The sequence below is a fragment of the Veillonella parvula genome, assembly GCF_032575955.1.
GTDB lineage: Bacteria > Bacillota > Negativicutes > Veillonellales > Veillonellaceae > Veillonella > Veillonella parvula_J.
Map to the genome: position 1 here is coordinate 9662 of NZ_JAWFXN010000001.1, position 13565 is coordinate 23226.

Consider the following 13565-nt stretch of genomic DNA (forward strand, 5'->3'; position numbering starts at 1 on the left):
TTTGCTTAAAATTAAGTAGTTAATGTGGATATTCATATCGATAAACACTTGTAATTTAATAGTAGGGTAGGTACAAAATTAACTACTACATTATATGTTATAATAAATGAGTTAGAACTATTTAATTAATACAATTATAGTAATACTATATGGTGCAGTATGAATAATACATTAACAAAACTGCTTTCACAGAACCCATCCTTTGTGGATGGGCTAAACGCATTTCAGAGTAAGGGAAAGTCAGTCATATATGGTCTTAGTGGATCTCAAAAGAGTTTTCTCTTAAGCCAATCTTTTTCTGCAGGTCTTACAAAACCTGTAGTCATCGTAGTCCATGATAAGGATCATAAGGAGATGTGGGAGCGAGATTTAGCTTTCTTTTGGCCTAATGTGCCAGTCCAATCATTTCCTATAACAGATCATGTAGACTTTACAACTGTTGCACGTAGTCTTGAAGACCAAGGTGCACAAATGCGAGCATTAGCATTATTAGCATGGCAAGAGCCGGCAGTAGTCATTGCCAATGCTGAAGAGGTTACACAATATGTTGTATCCCCTCATTATTTAAAGGGGCAATCGTTGCATTTTGCTTTGAATGATGCAATTGAACGTGATGTAGTCCTTGAACAGCTCGTAACAATTGGATATGAACGCGTAGACCAGGTGGAACAACGTGGTCATTTTGCCGTGCGTGGAGATATTTTGGATATTTATCCTGTAAATAGTGATCATCCGATTCGCATTGAGTTTTTTGGTGATGAAATCGATACATTGCGTTTCTTCTCTGTTGAGAATCAACGTTCTATTGAGCAAATCGAATCCTATACGGTGACGCCTTTCTTTCTTGGTAAAAGTGATGCGGACAGTACTTTATTATCTTATGTGAAAGAGGGCACTTTGATTTATGATGAGCCAGGTCGTATTCAAGAGGCGTTAAAGAAATTCTTAAAAGAAGATCCTACACATCGGAAAAATCATTGTGATTGGAATGAACTACAACGTACTGTAGATGCTACGAATCAAGTGGCTTTCACATTTATGCAACAACGTTCTATTGGACTTGCAGGATTTAATCTTATTGGCATTCAAGGGAAGACGATGACGAGCTTTGAGCGTCAAATTCCTCTATTAACAGACGAAATAAAGCAATGGCATCGTTTAAATCACCAAGTGGTACTCATATTAAATAATCAGCAACGACGAGAAGGTATTGAGCGCGCCCTTGAAGGGGAGAATATTGCATTTATTCATAGTGATACATGGATAGCAAAGCCAAACACCGTCGTTATTTTAAAGGGCTTATTAACAGATGGTTTTGAATTGCCCAATAGCCATCTCGTAGTTGTCGTAGAAGGTAATATTTACGGACAGCAAAAGCGCAAGCTTCGTAATAAGCCTAAAAAGGGCCAAGAAATCAATTATTTTACAGATTTAACGCCTGGTGACTATGTAGTACATAATATGCATGGTATCGGCAAGTATATTGGTCTTAAAACAATTGAGACGGAAGGCATTCACCGCGATTATATTGAGATTGCTTATGCTGGAACGGACAAACTGTTCTTACCAGCTAATAATTTAGATCAACTGCAAAAATATATTGGCAACGAAGGTGATGTGCCACGTATCAATAAGATGGGTGGTCGTGACTGGAGCAAGGTTGTTACAAAGGCAAAAAAATCCATTGATGATTTAGCAGATAAACTCGTTGAGATATATGCACAACGAGAAATCACAGAAGGTTTTGCATTCTTGCCAGATCAACCATGGCAGCAAGAGTTTGAAGATGCATTCCCCTATGAGGAAACGGAAGACCAATTACAGGCTACCGCAGAGATTAAAGAATCCATGGAAAGACCTGTTCCTATGGATCGCTTGCTCGCTGGTGATGTAGGTTTTGGTAAAACGGAAGTGGCTATGCGCGCCATTTTCAAGGCTGTTATGAGCGGAAAACAAGTAGCAGTACTTGTACCAACTACGGTTTTAGCACAGCAACATTTCCAAACTTTTTTGAATCGCTTTGCTCCATTTGGGGTGAAAGTAGATGTGCTTAATCGATTCCGAACTACATCAGAGAAAAAACAAATTCTTAAAGGCGTAGAGGATGGATCTATTGATGTTCTTATTGGAACTCATTCATTACTTAACAAAAAGGTGGTATTCAAAGACTTAGGAATGCTTGTTGTAGATGAGGAGCAACGTTTTGGGGTAGCACAAAAAGAAAAGTGGAAAGAGTGGGCTAGCAATATTGATGTACTCACTTTGAGTGCTACACCGATTCCGCGGACTTTACATATGTCCCTCGTTGGGGTTCGAGAAATGTCTGTTATCAATACTCCGCCAGAGGAGCGATTGCCTGTTCAAACCTATGTGGTGGAATACGATATGAATCTCATAGCAGATGCTATCAAACGAGAACTTGCAAGAGGTGGACAGGTCTATTTCGTATATAACCGTGTCGCGTCCATTAATCACATGGGAGAATTATTAGAATCCGCATTGCCTGGCTTGCGTTATGCTGTTGCTCATGGACAGATGACAGGCCGTCAAATTGAGGAGATTATGACCGATTTCTATGAAGGTCATTATGATGTACTCTTGTCCACGAGTATCATTGAAACCGGATTAGATATTCCTAACGCCAATACTATCATTATTTATGATGCAGACCGTTTAGGTTTATCTCAGCTATACCAAATGCGAGGCCGTGTAGGACGTTCTCGTAGACGTGCTTATGCATACTTTATGTATCGGCCAGATAAAATACTTTCAGAGGCAGCTGAAAAGCGTTTAAAAGCCATAGAGGAGTTCACCGAGCTCGGCGCAGGATTTAAGTTAGCCATGAGAGATTTAGAGATTCGCGGTGCTGGTAATCTATTAGGTTCACAGCAACATGGTAATATCGCATCCGTGGGCTTTGGCATGTACGTGAGCATGTTAGAAGAAGCGATTGCAAAGGCTCAAAATAAAGAGGTTGAGCGAGATGTATCCATTGATCCAGCTATCGACTTAGAGGTAGATGCGTTTATTGATGATGCGTATATCAAAGATAGTGCTCGTAAGATTTCTGTATACCAACGATTGTTACATATTAAATCTAAAGAGCAACTCGACGATATGACGGATGAGCTCATTGATCGCTTCGGTACACCAACCGATCCAGTAGACCGTTTGTTGCGTATTGCTCAAATTAAGGAGCAAGCACGTCTACTGGGCATTAAGAGTATCGTCCGTAGAGATAAGCAGCTCACCATCCATTGGTATGACGATTCTAAAATGGCCGATTGGGACATGGGGGCTGTACGAGAAGATTTATGGAAAAAAATGAAGTTTATGGACACCAAGCCAGCCACATTATATGTGAATCTTAATGGCATGAAAGGTTCTGTTTTGACCATTACGGAAGCGGTGATAAAGGCTCTTAGCCACAAGTCACCGACTAAGGAGGGCCTATGAATCGATTTTTAAAAGGAGCCATGATTTTAACCTTAGCCGGTATTATCGTGAAGGTCATCGGTGCGTTTAGTAAGGTTCTTATTGCACGGATTTTAGGTGGTGAAGGAATTGGCCTATATATGATGGCCTATCCAATCTATCAAATTATCATTAGTATTTCTGCTGCAGGTATTCCTGTAGCCATATCTATTATGATTGCAGAGAAACTTGCTAATGATGATATGCGAGGCGTACAACAAGTATTTTCCGTATCTTTAAGGGTACTCGCTATATTAGGGCTGGTATTTAGTTTGGCCTTATATGGTAGTGCGCAATGGCTCGTAGACAATCAAATCATCACCGATCCACGTGCTTTAATTGCTATTCAGTTATTATCTCCAGCCATTTTTGTAGTGACCATCCTGAGCTGTTTTAGAGGGTATTTCCAAGGTTTCCAATATATGGTGCCTACTGGTACGAGTCAAGTATTTGAACAAATCTTTCGCGTGTCTTCTATGGTAGGTTTGGCATACTACTTCATTGATCGTGGACTCCATTTGGCGGCAGGTGGTGCGACCTTTGCTACATTCCCAGGCGTATTGGCAGGGTTACTGGTATTAATTTATTTTTACTACCGACAACGCAATGTTCGAGAGAAGATGCTTTCACAACAGAATCCTAATGCTATTTGTGAAAGTAATGGCACCGTAGTTAAACGATTGTTTAGCCTTGCTATACCTGTTTCTATGGCGAATATTATGCTTCCTATGGTATCACTCATTGATACATTTATCGTTCCAAAACGATTGATGGATATTGGATACTATCTCAATGAAGCAACCACACAATTTGGCTATTTAACGGGTATGGCAACATCTCTGATTGGGTTGCCAATCATTCTAACTACGTCCTTAGCCGCTAGTCTTGTGCCAGCCGTATCTGAGGCCCATACTCAAGGTGATGTACATCGCATCGTGAAACGAGCGGAAACGGCGATTAAAATTGCTAATATGTTTACGATTCCAGCCTGTATTGGTCTCTGTGTACTAGCTACGCCAATATCGCAATTAATATATGCAACACCCCACGCAGGGCCTGTTATTGCTGTTATTAGCTTGAGTATTGTGTTCCTCGGTTGGCAGCAGGTTACTGCAGGTGTTTTACAAGGGTTAGGAAGGACAGTAATTCCTATGGTGTCGATTTTTATCGGCTTATTAGTGAAGACATTCTTAGATTATGAATTGACAGGCAGTGTTGAGTTGGGCATTAATGGTGCGGCTTGGGCGACGAATTTAAACTTTGCTATTGCAGCGCTTATTAATTATATTTTTGTAAAAAGATATGTAGGTTCGGTACTGAATACATTAGAGTTATTAAAAATAATAGTATCTGCCATGGCCATGGGCGGTGCTACACAAGTCATCTATGTGAGCACTGTTGATTTATTAGGCAATGGTGGCGCTGTGGCTGCAGCAATTGTAGTGGCTATTTTTGTATATGGTTTATCGTTATGGCTTACTAAAGCTGTCGTAAAAGATGATATATACTATTTCCCAATCATAGGCAAGCGCTTACAAGCTCGACGCAATAGGGAGGAAGCAAAGCTATATGAAGAACAATATTGATATTCAACCTTTAGTCGATGTAGTGAAAACTTTGCGTGCACCAAATGGCTGTCCTTGGGATCAAAAGCAAACGCATGAATCTTTACGTCGCTATTTTATAGAGGAAACTTACGAAGTGGTAGATGCCATTGATAATAAAGATATGCCTAATCTTCGTGAAGAGTTAGGTGATGTATTATTGCAAGTTGTCTTTCACAGTCAATTGGCAGAGGAGGCTGGTCATTTTACACTTCAAGACGTAATTAATGATGTCGCTGAAAAAATGATTCGTCGACATCCTCGTGTTTTTAGCCCAGAAAATGATGAAAAATCATACACTTGGGATGAATTAAAGGCACAAGAAAAGAAAAATATTCAAAATTCTGTATTGGATGGTGTATCGAAAAGTTTACCTGCTTTAATGGCGGCTTATAAGCTCCAAGAAAAGGCTGCAAAGCTAGGATTTGACTGGGATGAGCTTGATCCTGTTTGGGCTAAAGTTTCCGAAGAAATGGGGGAATTTAAGGAGGCTATTGACCAAAATGATAGAGAAAATATGGAAAAAGAAGCAGGAGATGTGCTTTTTTCCTTGATTAATCTATTCAGATGGTATAAAATAAGCGGTGAAAATGCACTAAATCGCACAAACACAAAGTTCCGACAGCGTTTTTTACATGTAGAAGCTTGTGTTAACCAAAGCGATCGCTCATGGGAAGACTTTTCATTAGCTGAGCTCGATGCTTTTTGGGAGGAGGCTAAAGTGCAGGAAAAGTAACCTAGAGGTTTATACACTTCTAAGGTATTGTAATTTTAAGGAGGTTCTGTCATGAACAAAACAGAATTAATCGCAAGTGTTGCACAAAAAACTGAATTAACTAAAAAAGATGCTGAAAAAGCAGTAAAAGCTGTATTTGACACAGTAGCTCAAGAATTAGCAGCTGGTGGCAAAGTACAAGTTATCGGCTTCGGTACTTTCGAAGTTCGTGAACGCGCAGCTCGTGAAGGCCGTAACCCACAAAACGGTAAAACTATCACAATTGCAGCTTCCAAATCCCCTGCATTCAAAGCTGGTAAAGGTTTGAAAGAACAAGTTAACGCTGCAAAAGCTAAAAAACGCAAAAAATAATCCATATTGGATGTGAAAGAGACCTTTCGAGGTCTCTTTTTTTTATCTATTTATGGTATAATGCACAGAGAAAGGGTGCATTATGAATAACGAAACATCAAGGAAGGTTCTCATCGTGTCTGCCTCAATCGGCACTGGACATATGCAAGCCGCAAGAGCCATAGAAGAATATTGGAAAGAAAAAGAGCCACAAGCATCAATTACCCATGTTGATTTTCTTGATACAGAAACTATGTCTGTAGAGCATTTAATTAAGGGTACCTATATCAAGATGATTGACGTATTTCCCATGCTCTATGATATGATTTATCGCGTATCGAAAGGGGAAAAACGAGGTACCATTATGCAAACCGCATTGTCGTACCTACTTAAAAGCCGCATGCTTAAACTAGTACAACAAGAAGAGCCAGATGTAATGGTCTTTACACATCCATTTCCTTGTGGGGCGGCATCGATTTTAAAACGTCAAGGTCATATAGATGTACCACTAGTGGCTATTATGACAGACTTTAGTAGTCATCAGTTTTGGCTCTATCCACAGATTGATGTTTACTATGTTGCAACAGAATCTATGGTACCTGAAATGGTAGCTTCAGGTATCGATGAATCTCGTATTCATGTATCTGGCATTCCAGTGCGGCGATCTTTTTTCCGTGATGCTATTGAAGAGTATAGCTTAGAGGAACCTGTGAAAGTTCTTGTTATGGGTGGTGGCCTGGGTTTAGGCTCTCTTGAGACGGCTTTAAAACATCTAGATGAAGTAAATGGTATTGGTGAAATTACCGTTGTAGCGGGACAAAATACGTCTCTTTACGAATCGTTAGTTGTCCTTAGTGAATCTATGAAGACGAAGACCACCGTATATGGTTATACTACCAATATTTCTGAGCTCATGAAATCATCGTCTTTGCTCGTTACAAAACCTGGTGCATTGACCTGTATGGAGGCTGTTACAATCGGATTGCCAATGGTATTCTTTAATGCTATCCCAGGGCAGGAAGAGGCAAATGCAGAACTATTAGAGCAACGGGGGTGTGCTCGTTGGGCTCGTGATATTCATAACTTAGAAGATGTGGTAACTGCACTGTTAATTAATTCTCCGCGACTTCAACAAATGTCTGAGCGAGCTCGCGAATGGCATGTGGATGGGGCTGCTGATATCGTAAATAGTCTCATTGAAATTTTAGATGCTAGTGCACAAGATGAGCTTGTGAAAGCTCAAGAGGCAATTAGCTAACCAATATAGAAAAAGCGATGACCAAAAGGGCCATCGCTTTTTTCTATTGATACTGTTCAATATGTTCTTTTCGAAGTTTTTGTAATGTAACTAAGAAAGCATCCGTACTTTCTGCACCATCCAATAGATCTTTTAATTGGTAAGAGTCATCAAGGGTAACACTCCATTGGAAGGAGTCGTTATCGTCGTACACATTGAATACGACTGGTGTCTCTAAGTCCTCTGGCATATAGCCGTCATCATCGGACACAGTTGCATACGTGCCATCCTCTAAGAGCTCAGTAAATAATGTGTCATACCCATCAATGTCGATAAGTTCAAAGTTGATACTTTCATAAAAGTCTAAAACCATATCCGTCGCCATGTGGACCTCCTCATGAATATATATGTTACGTTTATTCTACTGAGGGCGCCTGTTACTGTCAATGGTAATGTGTAGTATAATAAATAACAGAATTACAAAATAGGAGCGGAATATGAACGTTATTAGTTTACAGAACATAGAGAAATCATATGGCACAAGGCTACTGTTTAAAGAGGTGAGTATGACTTTTACCACGGAAAAACGATTAGGTCTTGTGGGCATCAACGGAACGGGTAAGTCTACATTTCTAAAAATATTAGCAGGACAAATGGAAGCTGATAAAGGCACCATTGAGCGTAATGGTAAGGCTAGCATTTATTACTTAGCGCAGACACCTGATTTTGATGCAGAAGCTACTTTGCTTGAGGCCGTTCTTGATGGAAATCATCCTCGGTTGCAAACGGTAAAAGCCTTTGAACGTATTAGTCGTGAGTATCGCCAAATGCAAGAGTCTGGTAAAGACGATGCTAAAATATCTCGTAACTATATGAATGCATTGGAGCAAATGGATCAGCAAGACGGGTGGCAGGTAGAGCAAGAGGCGCGCATTATTTTATCTAAATTGGGCTTTCCTGATGTGGAGCAAAAGGTAGCTATGTTATCAGGAGGACAAAAGCGTCGTCTTGCATTGGGGCAAGCATTGCTATATCCATGTGATCTTTTATTACTAGATGAGCCGACTAACCATTTGGATGAAGATAGTATTGATTGGCTAGAGTCGTATTTGAGTGTACGTCAAGGAGGATTATTAATCAGTACCCATGATAGATATTTCCTCGATTCCGTATGTAATGGTATTTTAGAGCTATCAAATCGTCATATGTATCAATACGATGGCAATTATGAAGAATTTATTGCCTTGAAAGCAGATCGAGAGGCTCGTGAAGCTGCTACGGAAGAAAAACGACGTCAATTTTTAAAACGAGAAATCGAATGGGTACGTCGTGGTGCTCTGGCTAGAACTACAAAACAAAAGGCTCGTCTTGACCGTTACGAAAAATTAAAGAATATGGAGAAAACCCGTCGTCCGGATCAAATGGATCCTATTGCGCTGAAGACACGTTTAGGAAAAACCATCTTTGATATTGAGCATTTAGAGTTTTATTTTGATGAACGTCCTATGATTAAGGACTTTACCTATCACGTGGTACGCCATGATCGTATTGGTATCGTTGGCCCTAATGGTGTTGGTAAGTCTACCTTTATGAATATCCTTGATGGCACCTACGAAGCGACGCGTGGAACTATCGGTAAAGGTGAGACCGTTCGCATCGCTCACTTTAAACAAGAGTTGCCAGAATTTGATGAAGATATGCGCGTCCTCGATTATATCCGTGAGGACCACTCTTATATGGTACTCGGTGATGGATCTACATTGAGTGCAGGACAAATCCTTGAGCGATTCCTTTTTACCCCAGAATTACATGGTGTACCGATTCGAAAACTCTCTGGCGGGGAACGTCGTCGTTTATACCTCTTAAAATTGTTGATGAGCGCCCCTAACGTATTATTGCTGGACGAACCGACGAATGATCTTGATATTCCAACATTGGAGGTATTAGAGGATTTCCTTGACTCCTTTAGTGGTGTCATCATCACAGTTTGCCACGATCGGTACTTCCTAGACCGCGTAGTGGATAAACTGTTTGTCTTTACCGGCGATGGGCATATTGAAATCGTTCATGGCTCGTATTCTGACTACAAAGATGCTCTTGATGAAAGTAGTGGCAGCAAGCGCCCATTCTATATGCCAAATGATAATATACCGGCTAATTCCAAAGTGGTACGAGCTGTAGAAGGTGGAGAGGCTGATACCGATGACTCTGTTGATAATCAATATGATAGGTTAGATACCCTTGGAAATGATAATGTTGTTGCTGGTGATAAAACAGATACTTTCAAAGAAATACCAAAGAAGGGTCTCAATAAAGCAGAAGAAGCGGAGTATGCCAAAATTATGGATGAATTGCCTAAGCTAGAACATTTAGTGAAGGGCCTCGATGTTATGATAAGCCAAGTGGCTACTGATTATGAAAAAATGCAGTCACTGATGGAGGAACGAGAAGAAACACAGACTCAAATAGATGCGCTCACTGAACGGTGGATGGAATTAGAGGAACGCCTATAACTCCTTTTATCATGCTGTTTTTTAATATCTGTTATGCAAAGGAATTACGTGTAAGTTTATTGATAAAACTCACAATGTATAGTATAATTTCTACGATTAACGATAACAACGTTACCTAAGTAGGAGGAACTCATGAGTAAGTACCAATTTTTAGACCGTCGCGTGCCAATTGAAGACGGAAATATTGCATTAGTACAAGATTTAACTAAATGTAAAAACTGCTCCTTATGTCGTAAAGCTTGTGCTGTAGACATGGGTGTATTTGATTATTATGATTTAACAACGAATGGGGATCATCCAATTTGTATTCATTGTGGTCAATGTGCATCTATTTGCCCATTCGATTCCATTAATGAACGCTCTGAAATTGATGAAGTAAAAACAGCTATTGCTGACCCTAATAAAATCGTCATTTTCCAAACTGCGCCTGCCGTACGTGTTGGTTTAGGCGAGGAATTTGGACTTGAGGCTGGTACATTTGTAGAAGGTAAAATGGTGGCTGCTCTTCGTAAATTGGGTGGCGACTATATTCTTGATACAAACTTTGGTGCGGACATGACTATCATGGAAGAAGCATCTGAGTTATTAGAACGCGTTATTAATAGTGATGCAGTATTGCCTCAATTCACATCTTGTTGTCCTGCTTGGGTTAAGTTTGCGGAAACATTCTATCCAGAATTCTTGCCAAACTTATCTACGGCTAAGAGCCCGATTGCTATGCAAGCGCCTACACAAAAAACATATTTTGCTGAAAAAATGGGCCTTGATGCAAAACAAATCGTTGCCGTTGCAGTAACACCGTGTACAGCTAAGAAATTTGAAATTCGTCGCGATGAAATGAACTCCTCTGCGGAATATTGGAATACACCAGAAATGCGCGATACAGACTACTGTATTACTACACGGGAACTTGCAAAATGGTTGCGCGCAGAAGAAATCAATTTTGATGACCTTGAAGATTCTGCTTTTGACCCATTGATGGGTGAAGCTTCTGGTGGTGGTATCATTTTCGGTAACACTGGTGGCGTTATGGAAGCGGCTATGCGTGCGGCTTACAAGATGGCGACAGGTGAAGATGCACCTCAAACATTGATTCCATTTGAAGCTATTCGTGGCATGGATGGTGCTCGCGAAGCAGACGTAGTGATTGGAGATAAAACATTACACGTAGCGGCAGTTCATGGTACAGGTAATTTGCGTAAGTTCATCGAACGCATGCGTGCAGAAAATATCCATTATGACTTCATTGAAGTAATGGCTTGTCGTGGTGGCTGTATCGGTGGTGGTGGTCAACCACGCGTTAAATTACCGATGGCTGACAAAGCTCGTGAAGCTCGTATTGCATCCTTGTATACTCGTGATGCAGAAGTAACTGTAAAAGCTGCTTGTGATAATCCAGATATCCAAAAATTGTATGCTGAGTTCTTTGATGGCAAACCTATGAGCCACAAAGCACATCATATGTTACATACTACCTTTGTAAATCGTTCTGAAGATTTAGGCCCTAATGGCGCTTGTACGCCTGCTACATGCCCTACATCCGTACCTAATTTGAAAAAGGCGGCAGAGGCGGCTAAAGCGGCGGCGGAAGCTAATAGCTAAGAGTTGATGGTTATTAGTTAATAAAAAGCACAAAGATAGCTAAGAAATATATAGCAGATAGTTGATATGTTAGTCAGCTATCTGCTTTTTTATCTATTTTATATAGTGGAAATATGGTCATAAAAGCTTTCACAGATGTAGATTCTATATATGCCATATACGCATAGGGGTTAAAATATAGAGATTGGTAAATTGGTTTAGGAATTACCTGTAGTATGCTATAATTAAATTGTTATTATAGAAGCAATCAATACTGGTTCGGGAGGATCTTCATGGCTTTTAAATTAAAAGGAAAAGAAGAAAAATTTTTCAGTATTTTGGAAAAGCATGCTGCACTAACTTATGAAAGTGCGGAAATGATGGAACGCGTGTTTAAGGGGGATATCTCTAAGGAAGAGGCATTTCTTGAAATTGATACAAAGGAAAAAGCTGCCGATGAATTAGTAAATGAAACTGTAGAGCGTTTGCGCAAAACATTTATCACTCCAATGGATCGTGAGGATATTCAGCTTTTGATTGACCAACTGGATACTACATTGGATAATATCAAAGAAATCATGGATAAAATGGTTATGTATCACGTTGGCAAACCAAGTGATGGTGCTATTCGCATGAGTGAAATTGTTGTTAAATGCGTTAAGCATATCAATAAATCCATTGGTTATATGGGTAGTCTTAAAAAGGATCATGTGAAGGTAGAGGGGCGTGTTCACCAAGTATTGAAACTTGAGTCTGAAGCGGATAATATTTATCATGAAGAAATGGCTAAGCTCTTTACAGAGTGTACAGATCCAATTGAAATTATCAAATGGAAGGAAATCCTTAGCGCTATGGAAGATGTAATCGATGGCTGCGAAGATTTGGTTGGTACATTCCGCCGGGTAGTATTGAAGTATGCTTGATGCTCATTATTTAGTATGGCTAGTTGTATTTTTAGCATTAGCCTTTGACTATATCAATGGCTTTCATGATACGGCGAATGCCATTGCCACATCCGTTTCTACACGAGCTATTGAGCCTAAAAAGGCAATTATGATGACCGCTGCTCTCAATTTTTTGGGTGCAATGGTTAGTACAGGTGTTGCAAAGACTATCGGTGGTGATATAGTAATGTCGCCATCTCTTATCGATAGTGGTATTATTTCTGCAGCCCTTATCGGTGCCATTACATGGAATCTTTTAACTTGGTATTGGGGAATCCCAAGTTCCTCATCCCATGCTTTGATTGGTGGTATCATCGGTGCTGTGGGCTGGTCTGTAGGATTTGATGCGTTGAATGAGACGGGGATTTTAAAAATCTTTTTGTCTCTTATTTTATCTCCGATTGTAGCCATGATTGGTGGCTATATTGTGATGAAAGTATTGTTGCTTATTTTCGGTAGATTTTCTCCAATTGCTTTAAATGATCGATTTAGATCCATGCAAATTGTATCAGCAATTATGATGGCATTTTCTCATGGCTCTAATGATGCACAAAAAGCGATGGGTATAATCACATTAACTTTACTTAGCGGTGGTTTCATTGATACATTAGATGTACCGATTTGGGTAAAACTTTGTTGTGCTACTGCAATGGCTATGGGGACTGCTGTAGGCGGTTGGAAAATTATCTCTACAATGGGAACCAAGATTTTCAAACTAGAAACTATTAATGGGTTCGCTGCTGATTTAAACTCGGCGATTACTATTTTTACAGCTACATTCTTACATTTGCCTGTAAGTACTACACATGTAGTAAGTGGTTCTTTACTAGGTGTAGGCTCTTGTAAACGCATTAAAGCCGTTAACTGGGGCGTAGCAAGATCTATGGTTATGGCTTGGTTTGTAACGATTCCATTATCTGGCATCGTTGCTGCTATTGCTTATGAAGTAGGTCACTTACTATTTGGCTAATTCATATACTTTTTATTATAGTAAAAAAGACTGCAAACGCAGTCTTTTTTGTTTATCAAAATATTCTTGCTATATTGTCATATTTATAGATAATTTGCTTTTCTATTTTAAAATTCTATTTACTATATGTGTACGTGATAGTATCTAAATAGTCTAAAAATATAGAAATAAACTGA

The 13565-nt window shown here is 39.7% G+C and carries 10 protein-coding genes; 9 read left to right on the plus strand and 1 reads right to left on the minus strand.

Translation table 11 applies throughout. The annotated features are described in order from the left end of the window. Positions 1-159 precede the first annotated feature (159 nt). From mfd to E7L28_RS00070, 5 genes are all read left to right on the plus strand, one after another. Entirely contained in the window at positions 160-3456 is a 3297-nt protein-coding gene (gene mfd / locus E7L28_RS00050; RefSeq protein WP_316691721.1) for a transcription-repair coupling factor, read from the plus strand. Beyond that, the gene (locus tag E7L28_RS00055) at positions 3453-5060 is read left to right on the plus strand and encodes a putative polysaccharide biosynthesis protein (protein WP_316691723.1); all 1608 of its coding nucleotides are present in this window, start codon (positions 3453-3455) and stop codon (positions 5058-5060) included. Before mfd ends, E7L28_RS00055 begins: the two co-directional genes overlap by 4 nt. After that, positions 5044-5814: a nucleoside triphosphate pyrophosphohydrolase gene (mazG, locus tag E7L28_RS00060; RefSeq protein ID WP_008601616.1), complete on the plus strand. Its 771-nt coding sequence runs from the start codon at positions 5044-5046 to the stop codon at positions 5812-5814. The genes E7L28_RS00055 and mazG overlap by 17 nt, the downstream gene beginning before the upstream one ends. Positions 5815-5865: 51 nt before the next feature. Beyond that, complete coding sequence (locus tag E7L28_RS00065; RefSeq protein ID WP_004696710.1) at positions 5866-6165, plus strand: HU family DNA-binding protein; 300 nt, start codon at positions 5866-5868, stop codon at positions 6163-6165. A gap of 82 nt (positions 6166-6247) precedes the next feature. After that, entirely contained in the window at positions 6248-7402 is a 1155-nt protein-coding gene (locus E7L28_RS00070; protein WP_008714438.1) for an MGDG synthase family glycosyltransferase, read from the plus strand. Between the two features lie 43 nt (positions 7403-7445). Here the strand turns inward: E7L28_RS00070 and E7L28_RS00075 are convergent, their stop codons facing one another. Next, on the minus strand, positions 7446-7766 hold the full coding sequence (locus E7L28_RS00075) for a hypothetical protein (RefSeq protein WP_008714437.1): 321 nt from the start codon (positions 7764-7766) through the stop codon (positions 7446-7448). Between the two features lie 112 nt (positions 7767-7878). On the opposite strand from E7L28_RS00075, the gene E7L28_RS00080 reads away from it, so the two are divergent. The 4 genes from E7L28_RS00080 to E7L28_RS00095 all read left to right on the plus strand — a co-directional run bounded on the left by E7L28_RS00080 (position 7879) and on the right by E7L28_RS00095 (position 13389). Beyond that, on the plus strand, positions 7879-9894 hold the full coding sequence (locus tag E7L28_RS00080; RefSeq protein ID WP_316691726.1) for an ABC-F family ATP-binding cassette domain-containing protein: 2016 nt from the start codon (positions 7879-7881) through the stop codon (positions 9892-9894). 132 nt (positions 9895-10026) lie between these two features. Further along, positions 10027-11496 carry a [FeFe] hydrogenase, group A gene (locus E7L28_RS00085; RefSeq protein WP_316066453.1) on the plus strand — a complete coding sequence of 490 codons (1470 nt, stop codon included), beginning with the start codon at positions 10027-10029 and terminating at the stop codon, positions 11494-11496. Positions 11497-11768: 272 nt separating this feature from the next. Continuing rightward, positions 11769-12398 carry a DUF47 domain-containing protein gene (locus tag E7L28_RS00090; protein ID WP_004697557.1) on the plus strand — a complete coding sequence of 210 codons (630 nt, stop codon included), beginning with the start codon at positions 11769-11771 and terminating at the stop codon, positions 12396-12398. After that, on the plus strand, positions 12391-13389 hold the full coding sequence (locus tag E7L28_RS00095; protein WP_316711344.1) for an inorganic phosphate transporter: 999 nt from the start codon (positions 12391-12393) through the stop codon (positions 13387-13389). The genes E7L28_RS00090 and E7L28_RS00095 overlap by 8 nt, the downstream gene beginning before the upstream one ends. Positions 13390-13565 lie beyond the last annotated feature (176 nt).